Source organism: Sulfitobacter maritimus, assembly GCF_013346665.1.
Lineage (GTDB): Bacteria > Pseudomonadota > Alphaproteobacteria > Rhodobacterales > Rhodobacteraceae > Sulfitobacter > Sulfitobacter maritimus.
This window is the reverse complement of the sequence record NZ_JABVBB010000021.1, coordinates 715,373-740,301: the sequence shown is the minus strand read 5'-3', so window position 1 is coordinate 740,301 and position 24,929 is coordinate 715,373. Positions and strand designations below refer to the sequence as shown.

Here is a 24,929-nt window from a genome sequence, read left to right as displayed (position 1 = left end):
TACCGTTTGGTGTGGGCGGGATACCCATAGGCGCGAGAGGCTTCAAGAGGGAAATGTCGTTTTGCGTGGAAAAAGTTGTGCAAGGCGGGGGCGCTGCCCCCGGACCCCCGCGGGTATTTTTAAAAGGATGAATTGGAAGGGGTCTGAATGGTGCGGTTTGGCCCAGCGGTGGCGCGGTGCAAAAGAAAAGGCCCCGCGGGGGCGGGGCCTTTCGATTGTTTTGCCGAGGTTAGTGACTGTGCTGCTTGTCCCAGTCTTCCTGCTTTGGAAGCTGCTCGAACGTGTGTTCGGGCGGCGGGCTGGGCAGGGTCCATTCCAGCGTGTCGGCATATTCGTTCCAAGGGTTGTTCGCCGTGGAGCGGGCGCCGCGTGTCAGCGAGTAAGCCATGATCCCGAAGAAGAACAGGAAGGAGGCGAAGCTCAGGAAGGCACCCCAGCTCGACCACTGGTTCCAATAGGCGAAAGCCTCTGGGTAGTCGATGTAGCGGCGTGGCATGCCCTGACGGCCCAAGAAGTGCTGTGGGAAGAAGGTCAGGTTGGCCCCGATGAACATCATCCAGAAGTGCAGCTTGCCAGCCCATTCAGGGTACATGCGGCCTGTCATTTTGGGCAGGTAGAAGTAGATCCCTGCGAAGATGGCAAAGACAGCACCCAGCGACATCACGTAGTGGAAGTGCGCCACAACATAGTAGGTGTCGTGATAGGCGCGGTCCACGGCGGCTTGGCTCAGCACGATGCCGGTGACGCCACCGACGGTGAAGAGGAACAGGAAGCCGAAGGCCCAGAGCATTGGTGTTTTGAACTCAATGGAGCCGCCCCACATGGTGGCGATCCAGCTGAAGACCTTCACACCGGTTGGGACCGCAATGACCATGGTCGCCAGCATGAAGTAGGCCTGCTGGTTCAGGGTCATGCCCACTGTGTACATGTGGTGCGCCCAGACGACGAAGCCCAAAGCACCGATCGCGATGATCGCCCAGACCATCGGCAGGTAGCCGAAGATCGGTTTGCGCGAGAAGGTCGCGATGACGTGGGAGATAATGCCGAAGCCGGGAAGGATGATGATGTAAACTTCGGGGTGACCAAAGAACCACAGGATGTGCTGGTAGAGCACTGGGTCACCGCCGCCGGCGGGGTCAAAGAAGGCGAAACCGAAGTTACGGTCCATCAAGAGCATGGTGATCGCGCCCGCCAGAACCGGCAGGGACAGAAGGATCAGCCAGCTTGTGACAAAGATCGACCAGGCAAAGAGCGGCACTTTGAACAGGGTCATGCCGGGGGCACGCATGTTCAGGAAGGTGGTGATCATGTTGATCGCGCCAAGGATCGAGGAGGCACCCGAGACGTGGACCGCGAAGATCGCGAAATCCATCGACATGCCGGCTTCACGTACCGAAAGCGGCGGGTAAAGCACCCAGCCCACGCCGGAACCCAGCTGGCCCGCGCCACCCGGTGTCAACAGCGAGCAGACCGCCAGGGTGGTGCCTGCGACATAGAGCCAGAAGCTCAGGTTGTTCATCCGGGGGAAAGCCATGTCCGGCGCGCCGATTTGCAGCGGCATGAAATAGTTGCCGAAACCGCCAAAGAGCGCAGGAATCACGACGAAGAACATCATCAGGATGCCGTGGCCGGTGATCAGCACGTTCCAGAGATGTCCGTTGGGCGTACAGGATGCGGTGCCATCAGAGATGAAACGCGCGCCTTCCATACACATATATTGAACGCCCGGCTCCATCAGCTCAAGGCGCATGTAAACGGTGAAGGCCACCGAGATAAGCCCAACAAAGGCCGAGACGATCAGATAAAGAATACCGATGTCTTTGTGGTTGGTGGACATGAACCACCGGGTAAAGAACCCCCGGTCGTCGTGGTGATCTTGGCCGTGAATGGCTGCGTCTGCCATGCGGTGCCTCCTGCAAATGAATTGGTCACAAGGCACCATAATCGGCGCGCTGCGTCGTCGCGCCCGTTTTAGAGCGCCGTTCCCTTGGGGGCAATGGGCTCGTTCGTCGCAGGGGGGGTATTTTTTGCGCGGCGATTTGTCTCGCGCCCGGCGCGGTCAGCGAGGCGCGCTGGCCGGACAGGCGGGGGCGGGGGCCTCTGCGCCGAACACGCCGTCAAAGCTGGCGCGCAGGGCGAGGTCGACGTCATCCATCGTGACCGGCAAGCCGAGATCGACAAGCGATGTCACCCCATGTTCGGCAATGCCGCAGGGGATGATGCCACTAAAATGGCTTAGGTCCGGCTCAACATTAATGCTGATACCGTGAAAGCTCACCCATTTGCGCAGTCTGATTCCGATCGCGGCGATTTTGTCTTCGGCGGGGCTGCCATCGGCTTGGTTCGGCTTGTCGGGCCGTTGGACCCAAACGCCGACGCGACCGGGCCGAATCTCTCCGCGCAGATTGAATTGGTCGAGCGTGGCGATCACCCAGTCTTCTAGCTGACGCACAAAACAGCGGACATCGCGTCCGCGTGCGGCGACATTAAGCATGACATAGGCAACCCGTTGGCCCGGCCCGTGATAGGTGTACTGTCCGCCGCGCCGCGTGGGGTAGACGGGGAAGCGCCCCGGATCTGTCAAATCTGCTGGTTTTGCCGAGGTGCCTGCAGTGTAGAGGGGCGGATGTTCGACCAGCCAGATGCATTCATCAGCCTCGCCCGCCGCGATGGCCGCCGCGCGTGATTCCATCCACGCTTCAGCGGCGCGGTAATCGGTCAGACCGTCGGAGATAATCCATTCAACCATGCGCTAGCCTTAGCAATCCCCGCGCCGCGCGGCCAGTGCTCACGCGGCGGCGTCGCGTTCTTCCAGCACTTTGCGCAACAGTTGCGCGTAGTTCTCGGCCCCCTGCGCTCCGGTGATCAAGTATTTGCCTTCGAAAATCATCGACGGCACACCGGAAATACCGCGCGAGGTCCAGATTTGCTGTGCTTCGCGGGTCTGGGCCGCATAGCTGCCGCTGGCGAGGACCTCTTTCGCTTCGGCAGGGTCCAAACCGACGGAGGCGGCGATATCGGTTAATACTTCTTTATCACCCACATTGCGGCCTTGGGTGAAATGCGCGTCAAACAAAGCCATCTTCAGCGGGTGTTGCAGACCTTTGCTCTGCGCCCAAGTCAAAAGCTGATGGGCGAGGAAGGTGTTTTGCATCCGCGTGTCGTCGGTGAAATTGAAAGTGAAGCCCAACGCGCGGCCCATGCTGGTCAGGCGTTTGCGATTCTCGGCAGATTGCGCGGGGGTGGAGCCGTATTTCTCGGCCAGATGTTCGGCCATGTTCTGGCCTTCAGCGGGCATCTGCGGGTTCAATTCGAAAGGATGCCACCGGATATAGGCCCCGACACCCACCGCGCCGAGCGCCTGTTCCAGTTGCTTGTAACCAACAATGCACCAAGGACACATGACATCGGACACGATGTCGATCTGTACCGTGGGGGCGTCGGTTTGCGGAGGGGCGGCGGAGGTGTCTGCGGGCATCATATGTTCCTTATTGCTAGCCGTCAGATGGGCGTGTGTTGCCCACGTTTCAACGGTCATCTGCGTTTGACCAGTGGCGGCGCTGGTTTTTCGGCAGCGGAATGGGGCCAGGAAGGGCGGCTTTGACGGCGATTTCATAAGAGTGAAAATAGTTGCTGATTGCCTCTTCACAATCCTTTTGCCTTTGGCTAAACCGCACGCACCAACCATGGCGTGCGGTCGTGGCGGAATGGTAGACGCGCAGCGTTGAGGTCGCTGTGGGGTAACACCCGTGAGAGTTCGAGTCTCTCCGACCGCACCATGGTTGTTAAGACAAGGCGGGGCCTTGTGAGGTAAACTTCCTTACGCACATATACGATACGCGCGGCGCAAGACGCTTTGCGCGAAAAACTGCCGATCCTTTGTGCGCTGCGATCATCAGATCGCGGATGAATGGTTCACATCTTCCTTTTATGACCGCAGAGTGTTTGCAGGCCCGGCGGCGATGCCGTTTAACGGGGTCAATGCCTTGCGAGCCGCAACGACGGAGGCGGGGCGGCTAAACAGGAGGGCGGCGCGTGAGGCGAGCAGGGAACCATACATCGGCACTATCTCTCGCGATTGGCCTTCTTTTAGGCGGTGCGGGCCTTGGGGCGGCGGCGCAGTTGAGCATCACCGGGGTATCTGAGGATTCGGACCTGTATGACACTCTGCGCCGGGGCTCGCTTTTGGCAGAGCAAACCGATGAGGACGCCGAACCCGCTACGCCGCAAGAACTGGTTGCCGCCGCGCAGGCGGATTACGCACGGCTTTTGGCGGTGCTTTATGACAATGGGTATTTCGGCCCCACGCTTAAAATCACTCTTGATGGTGTTGATGCAGCAGCGATTCCCCCAGTGCGCCCGCCGCGCAATGTGGCGCAAGCCGTTATTCGCGTCGATCCCGGCCCAAAGTTTCGCTTTGGTACGGCCCGCATCGCGCCGCTTGCGCCTGAAACGGAACTGCCGGATGGTTTTGCTTCGGGGCAGACCGCAAGCCTTGGCGTATTGAAAGAAACCGTAGCGAGCGGCATTGCCGGTTGGCGCGCGGTCGGCCACGCGAAGGCGGAACTGGCCGATCAGGATTTGGTGGCGCGTCATAAAGAGCGTCAGATCGATGCCGATCTGCGCTTGGCCCCCGGACCGCGGCTGCGCTTTGGGGCGCTGGCGATCACCGGCAACGAAGATGTGCGGACCGAACGCGTGCGCGAGATCGCGGGGCTGCCGGTGGGCGAGGTTTTTGACCCTGAAGAGGTCGAACTCGCGACCGAGCGCCTGCGCCGAACCGGGGCTTTTGATGCGGTGGCGCTGACCGAGGCGGACGACATCGGCCCCGACGCCACACTGCCGATCACCGCGCGGGTGGTGGAAGCGCCCAAACGCCGTATCGGCTTTGGCGCAGAGCTTTCCTCTCTCGAAGGGTTGCGGCTGAGCACTTTTTGGCTGCATCGAAATCTGATGGGCGGCGCGGAACGGCTGCGGCTTTCGGCTGAGGTCGAAGGGATTGGGGGCAATTCAGGTGGTGAGGATTACCGTCTGTCTGCCCGATTTGAGCGGCCTGCCACGTTTAACGCCGACACGGACTTCTATGCGCTGGCAAAGCTGGAGCAGTTGGATGAGGTGAACTTTTTCTCACGTCAGCTGGACTTGGAAGCCGGAATCACCCGCATTGCGAACCAGCAGCGACGCTATACAGCAGGCTTGGGGATTCGTGCGGCGGAGACCCGCGATGCTTTTGGCACCCAACGTTACACGCTGCTGACCCTGCCGCTCAGTGCCGAATTTGATTATCGCGACAAAGATCTGGATGCGAAAGAAGGCTATTACGCCAAAGCAAGCCTGACCCCCTTCGCCGCGATCTCTGGCTCGCAAAGCGGTCTGCGGACGCTTTTTGACACGCGGTACTACCACACCTTTGGCACGGAACGGCCGGTGACACTGGCCTTTCGGGGCCAGTTGGGCGCGCTGGCGGGGCCTGATCTCGACCAAGCTCCGGCAGATTACCTATTCTATTCCGGCGGCGGCGGGACCGTGCGCGGGCAGCCTTACCAATCGCTTGGGGTCGATCTGCCAAGCGGCGACACCGTGGGCGGGCGCAGCTTTGTAGGCCTGTCTGCCGAGGCGCGGGTGAGCGTTACTGAAAAGATCGGCGTCGTGGGTTTTGCCGATGCAGGTTATATTGGCTCGGAAGAGTTCTATGACGGGTCAGGCACTTGGCACTCTGGCGCGGGGCTTGGTCTGCGCTATGCCACCGGAATTGGCCCGATCCGGGTTGATGTGGCCGTGCCAACCTCGGGGCCAGAAGTCGATGATGATTTCCAAGTTTATATCGGGATTGGGCAGTCTTTCTAATGCGGCAGTTTTTTCAGTTCCTCGCCATCGCTTTTGTCTGGTTTGCCAGTCTTGTGCCGGCCTTGGCCCAAGACGACGACAAGGGCTTTCTGACCCGCACCATCCAAGACGCGCTAAGCGGCGCGGGCCGGACGGTCAGTATCGATGGTTTCAGAGGGGCGCTGAGTTCGGAAGCGTCCTTTGACCAGATGACCATCGCGGATGACGATGGCATCTGGCTAACGCTGGAAGGTGTCGTGCTGGATTGGAACCGCTCGGCCTTGCTGCGCGGTCGCCTTGAAGTCGAAAGGCTGACCGCCGAGCGGCTGGATGTAGAGCGGCTCCCGGTCAGCAATGAAACCACGCTGCCCGATGCCGAGGCGAAACCCTTTGCTCTGCCGGACCTGCCGGTCTCGGTTGAAATCGCGGATTTTTCTGTGGGGGAGATCAATCTGGGCGAGCCGATCTTGGGCGAAGCGGCGCAACTGTCGATTGAGGCCAATGCGCGGCTGACGGACACGGTGGGCATTGTCGACTTTCAGGCCCGCCGCACGGATGGCAAAATGGGCGTGTTCGACATTCAGGCGGACTATGACCGCAGTGAAGGTTTGCTCGATCTGCTGTTGAACCTACAAGAAGACCCCGAAGGCATTGCGGCACGGCTGTTGAACCTGCCGGGGAAACCCTCGGTCGAGATGACCGTTGCGGGCAGCGGCCCGCTGGATGACTACGCGACCGATGTGACAATCGCGACCGATGGACAAGAGCGGCTGGCCGGGCAGGTGACGCTGGGCACCCAGACCCCGCAGCGTGCGAGCGAAAGCCCAGATCGGCGTATTCAGGCCAACATCGGCGGCGATATCACAGCGCTTTTGGCCCCTCGTTACCGTGATTTCTTTGGCGAGGATGTGCGGTTGGCGCTCGACGCTTTGGTTGAGAGCACAGGCGCGGTGGACGTGAGCAGCTTCACGATCACGGCCAATGCGGTCGATCTGGAAGGCAAGGTCAGGCTTAACCAAGAGAAATGGCCCAGCCTGATCGATATTAAGGGGCGTATCGCCAATCCCGACGGCACGTCGATCCTTTTGCCCGTCTCGGGCGATGGGACGCGGGTCGAAGGGGTGATTTTGGAGGTCGATTACGACGCCGCCGATGGGGACCGGTTTGACGGGAATTTCGACATTACCGGGCTCGACACCGGTGCTTTGAAGATCGGGCAGACCACACTGACCTTAGACGGGATCCTCGAAGGCAATCTTGGCAGTCTGGGACAGTTTCTGGGCGATGTGAGCTTTGCAGCCGAAGGGGTGGAACTCACCGACCCTGCCAGTTCCGCCGCGATTGGGGACAAGATCACCGGCAGCGCCGAAGTGCGGTTTGTTGAGGGCGATCCGGTGCAGATCAGCGGCCTGACCCTAACCGGCGAAGATTACGGGCTGACCGGAGAGGCGACGGTTGACGGAATCGACACAGGGCTGCTGACAGACTTGAAGGTCACCGTCGAAGCCGATGATATATCGCGCTTTTCCAGTTTGGCAGGGCGCGACCTCGCCGGGGCGACCGCGATGGCGCTGAATGGCACCGTGACCCCTTTAAGCGGCATGTTCGATCTGGCTCTGGCTGGTATCACCGAAGACCTCAAGATCGGGATCGAGCAGGCGGATGCGTTGCTCGCAGGGCGCACCAATCTCCGCATGATCGCGCTTCGCAATGAAAACGGGACATTCCTGCGGGCATTGGACCTTGAGAACGCGGCGCTTGATCTGTCGGGCACCGCCGAATTGCGCAGCGATGACAGCCGCGCCGAGTTGGACTTCACCTTGGCCGACATCGGTCTGGTCGCGCCGCAATATGAAGGCCCGATCGACGTCAAGGCAACAGCGGTGCAGGACAGCCGTGGCTGGACAGTCGATGCTGTGACAGACGGCCCCTATGGCGCGGCGCTGACCGTATCGGGGTTGGCCACTGGCCCTGACGCGCAGATCGATTTTACCGCCGATGTCCCCCGGATCGAGGACTTCCTGCCTGATGCGGATATCACCGGGCCAGTCACCGCCAAGGGCGAATTGCGTCAAACCCCGCAGGGCTGGCAGATCGACACCCAGGCCAGCGGCCCCTTGGACGCTCAGGCTGCTGTCAAAGGGTTGGTGACGCCGCGCGTTGATGTGACATTCGATCTTTCTCTGCCCAATATCGAACCTTTGGTCCCACAGGTCAGTGGCGCGGTTGAGGCCAGCGGCTCGCTTGAGCAAACCGAACAGGGTTTTGTCATCTACACCATCGCCAGCGGTCCCTATGGCAGCCGCGTGGCGCTGGAAGGGTTGGCCACCGGGCCGAATATGGCGCTGAGCTTTCAACTGTCGATGCCCGACGTGAACCCGGTGGTGCCGCAACTGAACGGCCCATTGTCGGCGCGCGGCGATGTTCGGCAAACGTCAGATGGCATCTTTGTCGATGTGGACGCAGATGGCCCCTACAGCAGCACTGCCTCTGTCGAAGGGTTGGCAACGGGGCCGGAGATGGCGCTGAACTTTGATCTTTCCGTGCCGAATGTCAGCCCCTTGGCCCCCGGCGTGAACGGCGCTTTGACCGCGGCGGGCAGTGTTCGTCAGACGCCGCAGGGCATCGCGGTCGATGTAAATGCCAATGGCCCCCACGGCAGCCGCGCCATGGTCGAAGGGCTTGCGACGGGCGAAGTCTCTTTGCGCTTTGACCTCGCCGTGCCAGATGTAAGCCCCTTTGCGCCAAGCGTATCGGGCCGTTTGGCGGCCAACGGAGTGCTGCGCCAGACCGAGCAAGGGGTGATGATCGATACCAGCGCCAGCGGTCCTTACGGGGCGAGGGCCACGATTGAGGGTTTGGTGACAGGCCCCAATGCGGCGGTCGATTTTCAGGTTAACATGCCTGACATCGGCGTGCTGGTTGATAAGGTGAACGGCCCATTGAGCGTTGCAGGCTCCGCCCGGCGCGAGGGATCGGCTTGGCGGGTTGATACCGATGCGACAGGTCCGTCTGGCACAACGGCCAGCATTGAGGGTCTGGTGAACACCGATGGCACGCTGAACCTTGACGTGTCTGGCAATGCGCCTTTGGGGCTAAGCCGTCCGTTCCTCGCACCCCGCGATCTGCAAGGGCAGGCGCGGTTTGATTTGCAGATCAACGGTCCCCCGGCGGTCAGTTCGGTGAGCGGGCGCATCACCACCGATGATGCCACCTTTACCGCGCCCAATTTGCGGGTCGCGTTGCAGGGGATCGACGCGGATATTCAGCTTGGCAACAACCGCGCGCAGATCAATGTCACCGGGCAAGCGGTCGATGGGGGACAAGTGCGCGTGACGGGCGCAGTGACGCTCACACCAAGCTACCCTGCTGATCTAAGCGTCACGCTGCGCGGTCTCGTTTTTGCGGACCCAAGCCTCTACTCCACCACGCTCAACGGTGATCTGCGCCTTAGCGGTCCGCTGACGGGCGGTGCGCGCATCGCCGGGCGGATCGATGTGGGTGAGACCAATGTGCAGGTGCCTTCAACCGGGCTGACCTCGATTGGTGACATCCCTCCGATTACCCATGTGAATGCCCCAGCAGATGTTCTCGTGACCCGTCGCAAGGCGCAGCTTGATGGTGCCGAAGCGGGCGCTGATCCGGTGGAACGCGCCTCTGGGCCGGGGTTTGGGCTGGATGTGCTGGTTAATGCGCCGAACCGGATCTTTGTCCGTGGCCGGGGGCTGGACGCCGAATTGGGCGGTAATCTGCGCCTTACAGGCTCGACCAATCAACTGTTGTCCGTTGGGCGTTTTGAACTCATTCGCGGGCGGCTTGATATCTTGGGTAAACGGTTCTTGTTGGACGAAGGGTCGGTTCAGTTTCAGGGCGATCTGATCCCCTATATCCGCTTTGTCACCTCCACCGATACCAAGTCGGGCGAGGTGCGGGTGATTGTCAGCGGTCCGGCAAATGAACCTGAGGTGACCTTTGAATCCACCCCCGCTGCACCGCAGGATGAGGTCTTGTCGCAACTGCTCTTTGGGCGCAACATTTCCGAAATCTCGGCCTTTCAGGCACTGCAACTGGCCAGCGCCGTCGCAACGCTTGCCGGACGGGGCGGGGACGGCATCATCGGCAACCTGCGCGAGGGCTTTGGGCTCGATGACCTTGACGTGACCACGACCGAGGACGGGGCGACCGCTCTGCGCTTGGGCAAATACCTGACCGATAACGTCTATACCGATGTCACCGCCGCATCCGACGGCACCGGAGAGGTTTCGCTGAACCTCGACATCACCGAAAGTCTGACGGCTAAGGGGACGTTGGAGTCCGATGGCGAAAGCAGCATCGGTATCTTCTTTGAGCGGGATTACTAAAGATCAAAGGGCGCCGATCTGGCGCCCTTTCATACCCGCTTAGTCACGCGGGGTGAACTGCCCATAACGGCCTTGGTCAAACATCAGCCCCGCCGCGCCATCGTCGCGCATCGCGATATGGCGCACATGACCGAGGATCAGCGAATGATCCCCAGCCGGATGCACGGCGAAGGTGTCACAGTGGAACTGCGCCAAAGCGCCCGCAAAGGTCGGCGCGCCGCCGGGGCCTTTGGTCCAATCAAACGGGCTGAAATCATGGCCCTGTGTTGCGAAATGCTGAGCGAGCGCTTCTTGATCGGCGGCCAGCACATGAATGCAAAACGACGCGGCTGCGACGAAACTGTCATGTCGTTTAGATGAAATCGCGGGCGACCAAAGCACTAGCGCGGGGTCGAGCGAAACAGACGCGAAAGAATTCGCGGTCATCCCCAGCGGTCCCCGCGGCGTTTGCGTAGTTACAACGGTCACCCCGGTCCCAAAACGCCCGAAGGCGCGGCGCAGGGCGGTGGCATCGCCACTGGCGGGGGTAAAGGGGATCGGTTCATCACTCATAGCGACAAGCGGTGCCATGTGATCGGTGATTTGTCCAGCCGAGAGCCGCGATTGCGCGGCATTTGGGTCACGCGCGGGCGCGGGCAGAGCGACATATCCAACGGCGCGTGGAACTGCGGCCCCTGCCAAGGGTTGACCCCGCGATGAGAGGCAACATCGGCCCCGGTTAAGGGGCAGATGCTGGCTGTCGGGGGTGGGGGATATTCGCCCACTCAATCAGGCACCCGAATGCCGTTCACTGAAGGAAAGATGTGCCAATACGCATCGGAAAGAGACAGACAATGTTGAACACGCGCAAACTCACCCTTACCGCCGCGCTTTTGAGCGCGGGTTTCGCCAGCACCGCGCTGGCAGATGATAATGAAACGGTAGACCACGCTGAAATTGGCTCACTGTCTTGCGATGTGGGCGATGGCACTGGCTTTATCTTTGGCTCCACCCGCGAGCTGACCTGCACCTTTAACCCCATCGAAGAGGGGTTGGAGGATGAAACCTATGTCGGTGAGATCAACCGCTGGGGTGTGGACATCGGCAAGACGCAGAACGGTCAGATGTCGTGGCTGGTGCTGGCTCCTACCGAGTCCGAATATGTCGAAGGCGGTTTGAATGGCAGCTTTAAGGGTGTCTCCGCCGAGGCAACAGTCGGTGTGGGCGCGGGCGCAAATCTGATGACTGGTGGCTCAGAGGACACGCTGATGCTTCAGCCGCTCAGTGTAAACACCCAGACGGGCGTGAACTTTGCCGTCGGCGTAGGTGAAATCAATCTTCAGCGCGTTGAAGGGTAAAGCCCATCCCGACAGGCAAGCTCTGTCGTGAAATCCAAAAGGCCGCCCAGTGGGGCGGCCTTTATGCTTAGCGGTTCATGCGGTTGCCGATCAGATCTTCGACCACAGTTGGATCGGCCAATGTCGAGGTATCGCCCAAGGCGCCGTAATCGTCCTCAGCGATCTTGCGCAGGATGCGCCGCATGATCTTGCCGGAGCGGGTTTTGGGCAGGCCGGGCGCCCATTGGATCAGATCGGGCGAGGCGATCGGGCCGATTTCTTGGCGCACCCAGTCGCGCAGTTCCTTGCGCAGTTCCTCACTCGGCTCTTCGCCGGACATCAGCGTGACGTAGCAATAGATGCCTTGGCCTTTGACATCATGCGGATAGCCGACTACGGCGGCTTCGGCGACTTTGTCATGGGCGACAAGCGCGCTTTCGACCTCTGCCGTGCCCATACGGTGGCCAGAGACGTTGATCACATCATCGACCCGGCCCGTGATCCAATAGTCGCCGTCCGCATCCCGTTTGCAGCCGTCGCCGGTGAAGTAATAGCCCGGATAATCCGCGAAATAGGTTTTCTCGAAGCGCTCATGGTCGCCCCAGATGGTGCGCATTTGGCCGGGCCAACTGTCAGCGATGCAGAGCACGCCCTCAGCGGGGTTGCCTTCGATCTCTTTGCCTGAGGTTGGGTCGAGCACGACGGGTTTGATGCCAAAGAACGGTTTCATCGCCGCCCCCGGTTTCATGTCATGCGCGCCGGGCAGGGGGGTCATCAGGTGGCCGCCTGTTTCGGTTTGCCACCATGTGTCGACAATGGGACAGCGGGATTGGCCGACGACGTCGTGATACCAGTTCCACGCTTCGGGGTTGATCGGCTCACCCACGGTGCCAAGGATGCGCAGCGATGACAGATCGCTTTGGGTCACATAGTCGTTGCCCTGTCCCATCAACGCGCGAATGGCGGTGGGGGCGGTGTAGAACTGCGTGACTTTGTGTTTCTCGCAGACCTGCCAAAAGCGGCTGGCGTCGGGGTAGGTTGGCACGCCTTCGAACATTAGCGTGGTCGCGCCATTGGCCAGCGGGCCATAGACAATATAGCTGTGGCCCGTGACCCAACCCACGTCTGCCGTACACCAGTAGACGTCGCCGCCATGGTAGTCGAAAGTCACCTCATGGGTCAGCGCGGCATAGGTAAGGTAGCCGCCGGTGGTGTGCACCACGCCCTTGGGCTGACCGGTAGAGCCGGAGGTGTAGAGGATGAAGAGCGGGTCTTCGGCCCCCATCGCGACCGGCTCGCAGCTATCGGATGCCTTTTCGGCCAGCGCGTTGTAGTCCCGGTCGCGGGCATCGTCCCATGCCACATCGCCCCCTGTGCGGCGCACGACAAGGCATTGCACAGACGCGTCACATTGCGCCAGCGCCTTGTCAGCATTGGCTTTCAGTGGGGTTGCTTTGCCACCGCGGGGGGCTTCGTCGGCGGTGATGACAACCTTTGCTTCAGAGCCATTCACGCGGGCGGCGAGGGCGTCGGGCGAGAAGCCCGCGAAAACGATGGAGTGGATCGCACCGATCCGCGCACAGGCCAGCATCGCATAGGCCGCTTCGGGGATCATCGGCATGTAGATGACGACGCGGTCGCCTTTGCCCACGCCGAGGTCGCGCAAAACGTTCGCCATGCGGCAGGTGTTCGCGTGCAACTCGCGGTAGGAAATATGCAGGGCGTCGTCTTTAGGGTCATCCGGCTCCCAGATGATCGCCGTCTGATCGCCACGGGTTTCAAGGTGGCGGTCAATGCAGTTGGCGCTGACGTTCAGCTCCCCATCCGCGAACCACTTGATGCTGACCGCGCCGGGATCAAAGCTGACCTCTTTGACTTGGGTAAAGGGTTTGATCCAGTCGATCCGCTGCGCCTGTTGGCGCCAGAAACCTTCGGTGTCGTTGATCGAGGCGTCATACATTTCGGCATAACGCTCTGCGTTCACATGGGCGCGGGCGGCCATGTCGGCGGATGGCGGATAGGTCTTGGCGGTGGCGTCGGACATGGTGGTTCCTCCCTTGATGTGCGCGTCATGCCAGGGCGAGCGGGCCGAGCCTGCGTCCCCTTGGCGTCCTCCTTGGCGGGATCATAACGCTCCGTGAAAAGAAGTGAATAAGCAACCGGAATGCAAGGGGTTGTCTGTAAAGGTTTTTCCCGCTTTGACCGGAAGCTGTCAATTTTGCGCGGATGCTCCCGGTTTTGCGCCTAGTTTCAACCTATTGGCGGTTAAAAATTGTTCATCCGCCTTGCGGGCGGTAAATTTGCGCGGCATCACAGGGTTGGCAGGTCGTGCCGCGCGCGGTAGCCTGTCCGCCAATCCGCCCGCAAAGGGGCGGGACATATGGGAGAGAACTATGAACAAATTGCTGAGCGGCGCTGCCGCCTGTGCGCTGAGTGTTGCCTTTGTGGGCGAGGCTGCTGCAACCGAATGGAACGCCTCTGTCTGGGGCAAGCGCCGCGCTTTCACCGAACATATTGAGAAGATTGCTGAACTCGTTTCTGAGAAGACCAACGGTGAATTTACGATCAACGTAAGCTACGGTGGCCTGTCCAAGAACCGCGAAAACCTTGATGGCATTTCAATCGGCGCCTTCGAGATGGCCCAGTTCTGCGCCGGTTATCACCCCGACAAGAACCGTGCGATCACCGTGCTGGAACTGCCGTTCCTTGGGGTCAGCAACCTTGAAGAAGAAGTCGCCGTGTCAAAGGCGGTCTATGACCACCCCGCCGTGGCCGAAGAGATGGCCCAGTGGAACGCCAAGATGCTGATGACCTCGCCAATGCCACAATACAACCTTGTTGGCACCGGCGAGCCGCGCACCACGTTGGAGGACTTCGACGGGATGCGGGTGCGTGCGACCGGTGGTCTGGGCAAAGCCTTTGAGGCGGTTGGCGCCGTGCCGACCTCTGTCACCGCGACGGAAGCCTATAACGCGATGGAATCGGGTGTGGTCGACACCGTGGCCTTTGCCCAGCACGCACATCTGAGCTTTGGCACGATCAACAAGGCCGACTGGTGGACTGCAAACCTCAACCCCGGCACGGTGAACTGCCCGGTGGTGGTCAATGTCGACGCCTATGAGGCGCTGAGCGACGAAGAGCGCGAAGCGCTGGATGGATCGGTGGATGAGGCGCTGGATCACTATCTTTCTAATTACGCCGAACTGCTCAAGAAATGGGATTCCATCCTTGAGGAGAAGGGCGTTGAGAAGGTCGAATACAGCGACGACGTGATCGCAAAGTTCAAAGAGCAGGCTGCTGATCCGGCGCGTGAGGCGTGGATTAAGGAGATGGAAGCCCAAGGCATTCCGGGCCAAGAGCTCTATGACCTCGTAATGGAAACGCTTGAAAAAGAACGCGCGTCCAATTAACCGACGCGCGCTCAGAGCGATTTGGGGCCGTGCGGATCACCGCGCGGCCCTTGGTCTCTGCGCAGATATTCATTGAAAGGGATCGCCGATGGCTGGTTCATCTGCCGTGCTGGAGGACAGCAGTCTTCTTAGCCGCCTCGACCGGGGATTGCTAAAGCTGGAAACCTTCTTTGCCCTGATCTCGGGCATTGCAGTTTTCATGTTGATGGTGCTTGCCGTTTGGTCCGTGGGGGGGCGCAAGTTCTTCTCGACGCCGCTCGCGGGCTATGTTGATTGGATCGAAGCCGCGATGCCTTTCATCGCAATCATGGGCATTGCCTACACCCAGCGGATGGGCGGCCATGTGCGGATGGACATCGTCATCGGGCAGCTTAAAGGCCGCGCGCTTTGGGCGGCGGAATTGCTTTCGGTGGTGCTGATCCTTTTGCTGATGCTGGCGCTCACTTGGGGTGCATGGGCGCATTTCGACCGCAGCTTTGACATGACCAAACCACTGTGGAGCCGCGACAGTTCGATCGACATCGGCCTGCCGATCTGGCCGAGCAAGCTGGTGGTGCCACTGGCCTTTGCGGTGATCTGCCTGCGGTTGGCGCTGCAAATCTGGGGCTACGGACGGGCGTTGGTGCTGGGGCTGGAGCGCCCTGTCGCCGTGCCGCTGGTACAATCCGCGGCGGAACAAGCAATGGCCGAGGCCGAACATCTGGATGGACGTGACTGATGGATCCTATTGAAATCGGCCTTTGGGTCTCGGGCGGCATGATGGTGATGGTGGTGCTCGGCATGCGGGTGGCCTTTGCCGCCGCCATGGCAGGGCTGGTGGGCCTCATTTGGATTTTCTGGGCCAAGAAGGGCATGGAGTGGGACCAGCTGGGCTGGGCGCTGACCGTGGCGATCAAGACCGCCGGGCAGGTGCCGCACTCGAAGGTTTCGAGCCAGACGCTGTCGCTGATCCCGACCTTCATTCTCATTGGTTTTCTTGCCTACTATGCGGGCCTGACCAAGGCGCTTTTTGAGGCGGCCAAACGTTGGATCGCTTGGGTGCCCGGCGGCTTGGCCGTGTCGACCGTCTTTGCCACGGCAGGCTTCGCTGCTGTCTCGGGCGCATCGGTGGCCACAGCGGCGGTCTTTGCGCGCATCGCGATCCCTGAAATGCTCAAGATCGGCTATAACAAGCAGTTCGCCGCGGGGGTCGTCGCAGCGGGTGGCACGCTGGCCTCGCTGATCCCGCCTTCGGCAATCCTTGTGATCTATGCGATTATTGTGGAGCAAGACGTGGGCAAACTGCTGCTGGCAGGCTTTATCCCCGGCGCGTTCTCGGCGGTTGTCTACGCGGTGCTAATCGTCGGTATCGCGATGATCTGGAAAAGCGTCGGCCCGCCCGTGGGCGGCTTCACATGGCGCGAACGCTTTGCCTCGCTGCCCGCCGCCTTGCCGATCGTGGCGGTGGTCGTGATCATCATCTTCTTTGTCTACAACCCCTTTGGCGACGCCTGGGGCACCCCGACAGAGGGCGGCGCGGTGGGCGCCTTCATCGTCTTCTGCATGGCGGTCTTTCGCGGCATGCGCCTCACGGAGTTGAAGGACGCGCTGTTGGAGACCGCCAAGCTCACCGTGATGATCTTCACCATCATCTGGGGCGTGTTGATCTATGTGCGCTTTCTGGGCTTTGCCGACCTGCCGGGGGCCTTTGCAGACTGGATTTCCTCGCTCGAAACCTCGCCCATGCTGATCCTGATCTGCATCCTCTTGGCCTACGCCGTGCTGGGCATGTTCATGGACGCCATCGGGATGCTGCTCTTGACCCTGCCGGTGGTCTACCCGGCGGTCATGGCGCTGAACGGGGGCGAAATGGTCTCGGCCGCTGACAGTGCCTTTGGCATGTCCGGCCCGATGTGCGCGATCTGGTTCGGTATCTTGGTGGTGAAAATGGCGGAGTTCTGTCTGATCACCCCGCCCATCGGCCTGAACTGTTTTGTTGTCGCGGGCGTGCGGCCTGACCTGAGTGTGCAGGATGTGTTCCGTGGCGTAATGCCGTTTTTCGTAGCGGATGCGGTGACCATCGGCTTGCTGGTGGCCTTCCCGCAGATCGTGCTTTGGCTGCCGTCTTTGGCCGGCTGATCACCCAATACTTGGCTTTCCCGCGTCGGTCTCCTCCGTCGCGGGGAGGTTCTCCTCCGGTTCGGATTTATCAAGGAAGTTGCCGATCATATTGAGCGCGGTAACATTCTCGCAAATCACCTTAAACACCACGAGGAAGGGCACCGCGACCAGCGCACCGGCAATGCCCCAAAGCCAGCCCCAAAAGACCACCGTGAGAAACACCGCCACGGTGTTCAACTCCAAGCGCCGACCGACGAGATAGGGCGTGATGAACTGCCCCTCCAACCCGGTCAGGATTTGATAGCCAAGCGGGGCAAGGATCGCATAGCCCAAGCTATCAAAGGTCGCGATGGCATAGGCACCCACCAGCACCGCGCCGATCACACCGCCGATATAGGGCAGGAAGTTCAATAGGAAGGCCGCGAGCCCCCAGACGTAAGGCACAGGCAGCCCAAGCGCGAAAAGGTAGAGCCCGACGGCAACACCAAGCCCCGCGTTGATCATCGTGATGGTCAGCAGATAGCGCGACACGCGGCGCTCTACGTCATAGACGGCCTTTAACGCGCGTTTCTTGCCAGTGAAGGTCTGAAAGGACTGAACGAGCTTGAGGTAAAACAGATCGCCCGAGGCCAGCAGGAACAGGGCGAGCACCAGTGCCACCGCGATGGTGCCGCCGATCCTAGCCCCGGTGTTCATCGCATTGTCGAGCAGGCCAGGCTGTTTGACCACCACTTCCTCGGCTTTGCCGCCACCGTTTTCGTCGGTGATCTTTTCCACCTCTTCGGTGGCCGAACGCACGTCCTCAACCGTTTGCGCCCAGCCTTGCAGCTTGCGCCGGATCTCATCTCCCATACGTGGGATTTCATCGGCCCAAGAGGCCATCGTGCCCGCCGAAAGACCCACAAGAATGAAAATCACCAGCCCCGCGGCGCCGATCAACAGCACCGCGCCTATGGGCGGGGCAATGCCCAGTTTTTCCAACGCGCGGTTCAGGGGGCTCAGGGTCAGCGCCAGGAGGAAACCAAGTAGGATCGGCAGCAGCAGGTCTTTGGCAAAATAGGCGGTGACGAAAAGCGCGATAAGAACCAACACTTCCAATAGCCGTCTGATCGCGGTGATGTCACTCAATGTCCGTCCCCCTTGCGCCGCGCTCTATTGCTGGCGCGTACCTTGCGAGGGTAACGCGTAACGGGCGCAATGGTTCATTTGCGCGCAAGTAATTCTGCGCAGGCCGGAAAATGCTTTGGTGTGCCGTCAGGTACTGACGTCTGATTGCAACCGCAGCGCTTGCCCCCCAAGGGCGCGAAACGCCCGCTGGCGACAGGTGAGCACAATGATCTGCATATCGCTGGCTTGGCGGTGCAGGGCGTCGAACATTCGCTCGATCCGGTCGTCATCGGTAAAGACCAATGCATCATCAAGGATCACCGGTGCAATGCGACCGGCCCGCGCCAGCATCTTGGCGAACGCCAGCCGCACCATCAACGCCACCTGTTCTTGTGTCCCGCCCGAGAGGATATCTATTGGCTCTTCCCGGCCATTGCGCACCAGCGCGTGCGGCAGTAGGGATTCCTCGCCCCAAGTCAGTTCCGCATCCGGCCAAAGCAAGTGCAGCAGGGGCTTCAACTCGGCCACAATCGGCGCGAAATAGCGGTCTCTGGCCTCGTTCCGTGCGGTCTGCAAGCAGTCTTCAAGCCGCAGCAAGACCGCGACCTCATGGGCGATCCGGGCCAAATTGGCCTCCGCTGCGTGCAACTCCTGCGTGGTTTCTTCGAGACGCTCTTCGACCGCATCGCCGGACGCGCGGCTGATCCGTTCATTCAGACGGGCCAGCAAGGGGCGGAGATGGGCGATTTCTTCCCGCGCTTGGCTCTCGACAGATGCGGCCCTGTCCAGCGCGGCCTTGAGGCTTGCCAAATCAGGCGCGTCGGCGGCTTTTTCGGCATGGGCATCACGTGCTTCGCGCAGCGCCGCAGCGGTGCTTTCGACCTGCGCCCGCAAGGCAACCTCAGACAAATCGCCCAGTTTGGCCCTCTGCGCTTCGGCGCGGGCCAGACGGTCTTGGACCGAAGTCAGAAGGGTTTCCGCGCGGGCAGCTTCGGTGCGCCGTTCGGCCAGTTGCTCTGCGGCCTCCTCGCGGGCGCTGTTGTGCCTGTCTTGGGCCTCCTGCGCGCTGTGCAAAGCAGTTTCCGCCGTGGCAAGGTCCGGGGCATCTGCATCGCTGTCCGGCGCGGGGATTTCTGCTAGGGCGGCGCGTAGCGGGGTGATCCCATCGGGGGCGAGGCTTGCCAGCACGGCTTTCGCCTCGCCATAGCGCCGCTGCGCGTCAGCGCGGGCAGCGGCGGCATTCCGCGCCGCATCTAAGGTTTCCGCGCCAATAGTTTCGAGCGCTTTGCGCAGTTTGGCCGTGGCCTGCTCAAGCGCTTGGCCGTTCTGTTCGCCCGCGCCGGGGTGGATGTCCAACGCGCCGATGCCAGCGATCTCCAACCGGGTTGTTTGGCGCAGGGGCAGGGGGGTGTCATCGGTCAGGGGACCGTCAGGGCCAGCGATCGTTTCGGCATGGCCGGGGGCGTAATGAGCGATCACCTGCGTGGCTGTGGCGTCGCGGGCCGCGCGGCTGGCGGCCTCTTCGGCGGCCAAGGTCTCAATGCGTTGCATCGCGGCGCTGTCGGGGCCAAGTCGCGCTGCGGCTTCGGCGGCTTCCATCTGGCTGCGCGCGGTTTCGGCCTGCACAATGCGGGCTTCCAAGGCCTGACGGCGCTCCGCCCCCTCTTGGGCCGCGCGGGCGCGCAGAGCGCGGCGGTGTTGGTCTTGGGCCTGCTTAAGTGTCTCACGCGCGGCCTGCAAATCGGCCTCGACCTTCTCCATAGCGCTGCGCTGTTGGGCAAGCCGCTCGCGGGCGGTTTGGGCCGATTGCTCGGCCTGCTGTACCTCCGTCTCAGCGGCTTTCTGTTCGCTTTGCAACGCGTGCAGACTGTCCAGCTGCGCGGTAGCGTTTTCGGCATTTAGCCGGCCCAGTTCCACTGCGCGACCGAGCGTTTCGACCTCCTCTGCGTGGCGGACGGCGGCGGCGTGCGCCGCGCGGGCGGCTTCGAGTTTTGCGCGACGGTCCTCAACCGCATCCGGGGCTTCCAAATCTTGCAGGGCGCGGCGGCTGCGGTGCCGTTCGGCCAGTGCCTGCTGCAATTCCTGCGCGGTTGCTGTCAGGGCTTCGCGCCGCTGGGTTAGCTCTGCCACCCTGTCTTGCGCCTCTTTCCAAGGCCCGCCGCTGCGGGGCCGACCGGTGTTGGTGGCATATAGCCCAAGCTCTTCGCGGCAGCGGGCCAGCGCCTTATCCATACGCCGCCCGCCGGTCATGGCCTCCACCTCGGCACCGACGGAGGTCATCAGATCGCGCCGTGCTTCTAGCGCTAGTTTCTCTTCTTTGTTCGACCCGCCGGTCAGCGCTGTCATCCCCTGCCGGACCCAGATCAGACCCGAAGGGCCGCCCGCATCGCCGCCAAGCAGCTGCGCGATCCATGCTTCGGCCTCATCCGCCTGTGCAATCAGCCTGCCGCTTTGGTGAACCGTTGCCTGTGCCTTTTGCAGCCAGCGTTTGGATAGGACGAAATGGCCATTCTCAGTCTCAACCTCGACCGTGACTTCGGGCGCCCCGCCTGCATGGGGCCGCAGCGCCGTGACGTCCTTGTCGCGTGATCCATAGGGCTTGAAAAACAGCGCTTGGATGGCGTCAAAGAGGGTCGATTTGCCATGCTCATTCGGCTCGCAGAGCACGTTGATCCCGTCGCTGATGCCAGCAACCTGCGCGGGGTCGGTAAAGCGGCGCACGTTGTTAAGGGTGATGCTGCGGATCTTCATGCGTTGGCCCCCCGCACATAGGCGTGCAACCGGGCCAAAGCATCTGCGGCCACATCGCGTTCGGTTTGCGAGAGCGTTTCGGATTTGGCTTCAGTCATTAAGGTTTCTGCCGCCAACCGCAACGCGCCGCCCCGGTCGATTTCATCCAGATCGGCACTGTCGTATTGTGTGCCAAGCGCCTCTGTCACCAGATCGAAATGCGCAAAGTCCGGCGCATAAAGTGCTGCGGCCTGGGTAAGGTCGGCCCGGTCCGGCAGGCTGACCCAGCCGTTTACCGAAACCCGCAGCAGGTGGTCGCGCCGTCCCTGTTGCGGCAACACCGCTGCGAGCGCGGCTGCCGCATCTTGTCTGGGGTGAAGTGTCAACTCTGTCTCTGACCATAGGAAGCTGCCGGTCTCGATCTCTTCGACCGCAGGCGCGGCGCCCGTTGTGCCAAGCGTCACCAGCAGGCAGACCCCGCGTCGGCCATGTTTAAAACGGTCCTGTTCGGGGCTGCCGCAGTAATGCACCCGGTCCGACACCGCCATGCGCCCGTGCCAATCGCCAAGGGCGAGATAGTCCAACCGCGCGCTGCGGTCCCGATCAGGCGCAATGGCATCGCCGCTTTCAGTGAAATCGGTGACAGTGCCATGGGCAAGGCCAATCCGCAAGTTGCCCTCTGGGCTTTCCATCTGATCCAGCGGCGCTGTCGGATCGCTGGCCCCGGCGCGAAAGGCCACGGGGCAGGGCAAAAGGGTGGCCCCACCGTCCAGCTCAACAGGCGCGGCTTCGGTCAATGGGCGGACATTGTCGGGCGCGTCGCGGCGGATCACCTCCCACAACGGTTCGGCATCGCGCAGGTTGTCGTGGTTGCCGGGCAGGAGCCACCAAGTGACCTGTGGCGTCTCGCCCATCGCCATCAGCGCTTGGCGGACCACACTGGGCGACGGGGTGGCGGTGTCAAACGTATCTCCCGCCAGCAGGACGTGGCTTGCACCCTGCGCTTGCGCGGCCTGACCGAGTTTCACAATCGCCGCGTGACGGGCCTCCATCAACCGGCCCCGAATATTGCCGTCCGGCGGCTGGGGAATATTGGCGAATTTCCGGCCAATGTGCAGGTCAGAGGCGTGGATGAAACGAAAACTCATGCAGATGTCCTGAAAAGCTGGGGTCAGAGGTGAAAGCCACCCTGTAGCGCGGTGCTCAGCCATTCATGGCAAACTGGGCGGGAAGTTCAAGCAGAGGTGATAGCCCCCCGCCGGAACCCCTCGCTGAGATCGGGGGTTGGGGTGTCATATACACGGAGGATAGTATGCCGCGAGACCTTGAAGGCGCACGCGCCATTGTAACGGGGGCAAGCTCTGGCATCGGCGCCGCTATTGCGCAGGCGTTTGGCGCAGCAGGTGCCAGTGTCGTTGTGAATTACCACTCAGATGAGGAAGGCGCTGCTAAGGTTGTCGAGGACATTCGCAGCGCAGGCGGCCAAGGGGAAGCGGTCAAGGCGGATGTCTCAAAAGCCGAAGACTGCGCGCAGTTGTTCGCCACGGCGGAGACCAAGTTTGGCGGTGTCGATATTCTGGTGTCCAACGCAGGTATCCAGAAGGACGCAGCCTTCACGGACCTAAGCCTTGGTGATTGGCAGCAGGTTATAGACCTGAATCTGACGGGTCAGTTTCTCTGTGCGCAAGAGGCGGTGCGTCGGTTCCGCGCTCAGGGCCATGACGCAAAACGCAGCCCCGCGCTGGGCAAGATCATACTGATGAGTTCCGTACATCAGGCGATCCCATGGGCGGGCCATGTTAACTACGCCAGCGCCAAGGGCGGCGTGAAAGCCCTGATGGAGTCCTTGGCTCAAGAAGTCGCAGGTGAAAAGATACGTGTGAATGCGATCGCCCCCGGCGCGATCAAGACCGATATCAACCGCGCGGAATGGGAAGACGAAGAAGGACGCAAGAAGATGCTGGAACTGATCCCCTATGGCCGCATCGGAGAGCCAGACGACATCGCCCGTGCCGCTGTCTGGCTGGCCTCAGACGCATCCGATTACGTCGTTGGCACAACCCTTTTCGTGGACGGTGGCATGGCGCTCTACCCGTCCTTCCGCGAGGGAGGATAATGGCCGGGCGCACAGATGGCTATCTGTCCCTGCGCGACTATGCTTTGCTGGGTGATTGCCACGGCGCGGCGCTTGTCGGTGTGGACGGGGCGGTGGACTGGTTCTGCGCTGGCCGTTTTGATGCACAGCCCACTTGCTGGGCCTTGCTGGATGCGAAGAAGGGGGCAAGTTTGCGCATCGCGCCTGTAGGTGAGTTCGAAAGCAAACGCGCCTATCTGTCGCAAACCAACGTTCTGTCAACGATGTTCGAGCATCCTAAGGGCGTTTTGACCATTACGGACTTTCTACCCGTGGAGAGTTCTGAGAAGGCAGAGCAGCCAAGCGTTGATCTGGTCGCCCCCGGTTGGCTGGTACGTGTGGTCGAAGCCAGTGACAGCGATTGCGAGATCGCGCTAACCTACCACCCGGGCGAGGGGGCATTTGATCCGCGCCACGACAGCGCGCCCGACATGCGGCTCTACCAACAAGAGGGCGCGCCGGTGAAGCAGATCGATACCACCCTCACGCTCAAAGCTAATGAACGCCGCGTTTTTGTTTTGGCTCCGCATCAGGACGCCGCGCGTGCTCCGGCAGAGCAGGCTGAAGCCCTGCTTGAGAAGACCATCGACTTCTGGCGGAAATGGTCGAATGCGTCACGCTACCGGGGGCCCTATCGCGATGCGGTGGGCCGGAGTGCCTTGGCGCTTAAGGCGCTGACCTATGCGCCGACCGGCGCAATTGTTGCCGCGCCGACAACCTCGCTGCCGGAGAACATCGGCGGCGAACGAAACTGGGATTACCGATACAGTTGGCTGCGGGATTCATCCTTTGTTCTCCAAGCGCTAGGAGGCTTGGGGTATGAAGACGAGGCAGGGCGCTATTGCGAATACCTTGGCAGCACCTGCGTCCAAGACCTGCGTATTCTTTATGGGATTGCCTCTGAAAGCGACATAGAGGAACGCGCGTTGCATCATCTGGACGGCTACCGCGGCTCGAAACCCGTGCGGGTGGGCAATGCCGCGTCGGATCAGTTGCAGCTTGATATTTTCGGAGAGGTTGCCGATTGGGCACTGGCCTACCGCGCCTTGGGCGGCCCGATTGATGACGCCTTACAAACCATGCTGGAAGAGGTTGCTGACCAAGCAGTTCTTCTGTGGTCCGAGCCGGATCAGGGCATCTGGGAAATGCGCGGCGCGCCGCGTCATTACGTGCATGGCAAAGCAATGGCCTGGGTGGCACTGGACCGCGCGATCCAGCTTTTGGGAGAAAGAGAGGACTGGTGCGCTGCGCGTGACGACATTCTGAAGACTCTGCAGGATCTGGCAGACGATGGCGAAGATGATGGCTTGGAACAGACGCTGACAGATGGCGGAATGGACGCGGCGCTGTTGCTTTTGCCGATGATTAACCTGCCTCTGTCTGACACGGTATTGGATGAAACCGTGCGCGGTGTGGAGCGGGCTTTGCGCGATGGGGATTACGTCTTGCGCTATAGTCTTGAAAACACCGACGATGGGTTGGAAGGCGGGGAAGGGGCGTTTCTAATCTGCTCATTCTGGCTGGTGGATGCAATGCTTTGCATGGGCCGCGCCACCGAAGCGCGGGCGCTATTCGAGCGGCTCTTGGCCCATGCCAATGACGTAGGGCTCTATGCCGAAGAGATCGATCCCCATGATCAAGCGTTTCTAGGAAACTTCCCCCAAGCCTTTACCCATCTGGCGCTTATTAACTCTGCGATTAACCTTGAACTTTACGAAAAAGGCGGGCCAGCGGCCCTGCGTGGCACCCACGCAGATCGGGTCGTGCGCGCAACGTCGCACGCGCAATCTACTGATAAAACTGACCTGTAGAGAGGAGGGATACAGCCAAAAGGCGAAAAAGTGACAACGACTAGTGGTGGAACTTGTACTTTGGACTAGATCATGGGGGAACGAGTTCATGCCTCGCGGCATGTAATAACGATTGAGCCCAAAAGACCATGACA

16 protein-coding genes and 1 tRNA gene are annotated in these 24,929 nt (G+C 61.1%); 9 read left to right on the top strand and 8 right to left on the bottom strand.

All coding sequences use genetic code 11. The features are described 5' to 3' along the window. Nucleotides 1–229 precede the first annotated feature (229 nt). From ctaD to HTT03_RS05550, 3 genes are all read right to left on the bottom strand, one after another. Nucleotides 230–1,903 (bottom strand): cytochrome c oxidase subunit I, encoded by a 1,674-nt coding sequence (gene ctaD / locus HTT03_RS05560; RefSeq protein WP_174858852.1) that lies wholly within the window; start codon nt 1,901–1,903, stop codon nt 230–232. A 156-nt stretch (nt 1,904–2,059) separates the two neighbouring features. After that, entirely contained in the window at nt 2,060–2,749 is a 690-nt protein-coding gene (lipB, locus tag HTT03_RS05555; protein ID WP_174858851.1) for a lipoyl(octanoyl) transferase LipB, read from the bottom strand. A gap of 39 nt (nt 2,750–2,788) precedes the next feature. Then, the gene (locus HTT03_RS05550) at nt 2,789–3,478 is read right to left on the bottom strand and encodes a DsbA family oxidoreductase (RefSeq protein ID WP_174858850.1); all 690 of its coding nucleotides are present in this window, start codon (nt 3,476–3,478) and stop codon (nt 2,789–2,791) included. Nucleotides 3,479–3,693: 215 nt separating this feature from the next. Here HTT03_RS05550 and HTT03_RS05545 point away from each other — a divergent pair. From HTT03_RS05545 to HTT03_RS05535, 3 genes are all read left to right on the top strand, one after another. After that, nucleotides 3,694–3,779, top strand: a tRNA-Leu gene (locus HTT03_RS05545). Nucleotides 3,780–4,035: 256 nt separating this feature from the next. Beyond that, a complete protein-coding gene (locus HTT03_RS05540) occupies nt 4,036–5,847 on the top strand; it encodes a BamA/TamA family outer membrane protein (protein WP_174858849.1) in 1,812 nt (603 codons plus the stop codon). Continuing rightward, a complete protein-coding gene (locus HTT03_RS05535) occupies nt 5,847–10,187 on the top strand; it encodes a translocation/assembly module TamB domain-containing protein (protein WP_174858848.1) in 4,341 nt (1,446 codons plus the stop codon). The genes HTT03_RS05540 and HTT03_RS05535 overlap by 1 nt, the downstream gene beginning before the upstream one ends. A gap of 39 nt (nt 10,188–10,226) precedes the next feature. On the opposite strand, the gene HTT03_RS05530 is transcribed toward HTT03_RS05535, so the two are convergent. After that, on the bottom strand, nt 10,227–10,868 hold the full coding sequence (locus HTT03_RS05530; RefSeq protein ID WP_425506291.1) for a flavin reductase family protein: 642 nt from the start codon (nt 10,866–10,868) through the stop codon (nt 10,227–10,229). A gap of 152 nt (nt 10,869–11,020) precedes the next feature. On the opposite strand from HTT03_RS05530, the gene HTT03_RS05525 reads away from it, so the two are divergent. Continuing rightward, the gene (locus tag HTT03_RS05525; protein ID WP_174858847.1) at nt 11,021–11,524 is read left to right on the top strand and encodes a DUF992 domain-containing protein; all 504 of its coding nucleotides are present in this window, start codon (nt 11,021–11,023) and stop codon (nt 11,522–11,524) included. Nucleotides 11,525–11,591: 67 nt separating this feature from the next. Here HTT03_RS05525 and acs read toward each other — a convergent pair whose 3' ends face one another. Then, the gene (gene acs, locus HTT03_RS05520) at nt 11,592–13,547 is read right to left on the bottom strand and encodes an acetate--CoA ligase (RefSeq protein WP_174858846.1); all 1,956 of its coding nucleotides are present in this window, start codon (nt 13,545–13,547) and stop codon (nt 11,592–11,594) included. A 349-nt stretch (nt 13,548–13,896) separates the two neighbouring features. Between acs and HTT03_RS05515 the strand changes: the two genes are divergently transcribed. From HTT03_RS05515 to HTT03_RS05505, 3 genes are all read left to right on the top strand, one after another. Further along, nucleotides 13,897–14,913 (top strand): C4-dicarboxylate TRAP transporter substrate-binding protein, encoded by a 1,017-nt coding sequence (locus tag HTT03_RS05515; RefSeq protein WP_174858845.1) that lies wholly within the window; start codon nt 13,897–13,899, stop codon nt 14,911–14,913. An 88-nt stretch (nt 14,914–15,001) separates the two neighbouring features. Next, complete coding sequence (locus HTT03_RS05510; protein ID WP_174858844.1) at nt 15,002–15,631, top strand: TRAP transporter small permease subunit; 630 nt, start codon at nt 15,002–15,004, stop codon at nt 15,629–15,631. Next, the gene (locus tag HTT03_RS05505) at nt 15,631–17,031 is read left to right on the top strand and encodes a TRAP transporter large permease (protein ID WP_174858843.1); all 1,401 of its coding nucleotides are present in this window, start codon (nt 15,631–15,633) and stop codon (nt 17,029–17,031) included. Before HTT03_RS05510 ends, HTT03_RS05505 begins: the two co-directional genes overlap by 1 nt. Here HTT03_RS05505 and HTT03_RS05500 read toward each other — a convergent pair whose 3' ends face one another. The 3 genes from HTT03_RS05500 to HTT03_RS05490 form a co-directional block, all read right to left on the bottom strand. After that, nucleotides 17,032–18,141: an AI-2E family transporter gene (locus HTT03_RS05500; protein WP_174858842.1), complete on the bottom strand. Its 1,110-nt coding sequence runs from the start codon at nt 18,139–18,141 to the stop codon at nt 17,032–17,034. 126 nt (nt 18,142–18,267) lie between these two features. Next, nucleotides 18,268–20,871, bottom strand: a complete 2,604-nt coding sequence (locus HTT03_RS05495) for an AAA family ATPase (protein ID WP_174858841.1) — start codon at nt 20,869–20,871, stop codon at nt 18,268–18,270. Next, nucleotides 20,868–21,998 (bottom strand): metallophosphoesterase family protein, encoded by a 1,131-nt coding sequence (locus HTT03_RS05490; protein ID WP_174858840.1) that lies wholly within the window; start codon nt 21,996–21,998, stop codon nt 20,868–20,870. The genes HTT03_RS05495 and HTT03_RS05490 overlap by 4 nt, the downstream gene beginning before the upstream one ends. Nucleotides 21,999–22,162: 164 nt before the next feature. On the opposite strand from HTT03_RS05490, the gene HTT03_RS05485 reads away from it, so the two are divergent. Continuing rightward, nucleotides 22,163–22,966 carry a glucose 1-dehydrogenase gene (locus HTT03_RS05485; RefSeq protein ID WP_174858839.1) on the top strand — a complete coding sequence of 268 codons (804 nt, stop codon included), beginning with the start codon at nt 22,163–22,165 and terminating at the stop codon, nt 22,964–22,966. Further along, a complete protein-coding gene (locus tag HTT03_RS05480) occupies nt 22,966–24,795 on the top strand; it encodes a glycoside hydrolase family 15 protein (RefSeq protein WP_174858838.1) in 1,830 nt (609 codons plus the stop codon). The genes HTT03_RS05485 and HTT03_RS05480 overlap by 1 nt, the downstream gene beginning before the upstream one ends. The last annotated feature ends 134 nt before the right edge of the window (nt 24,796–24,929 follow it).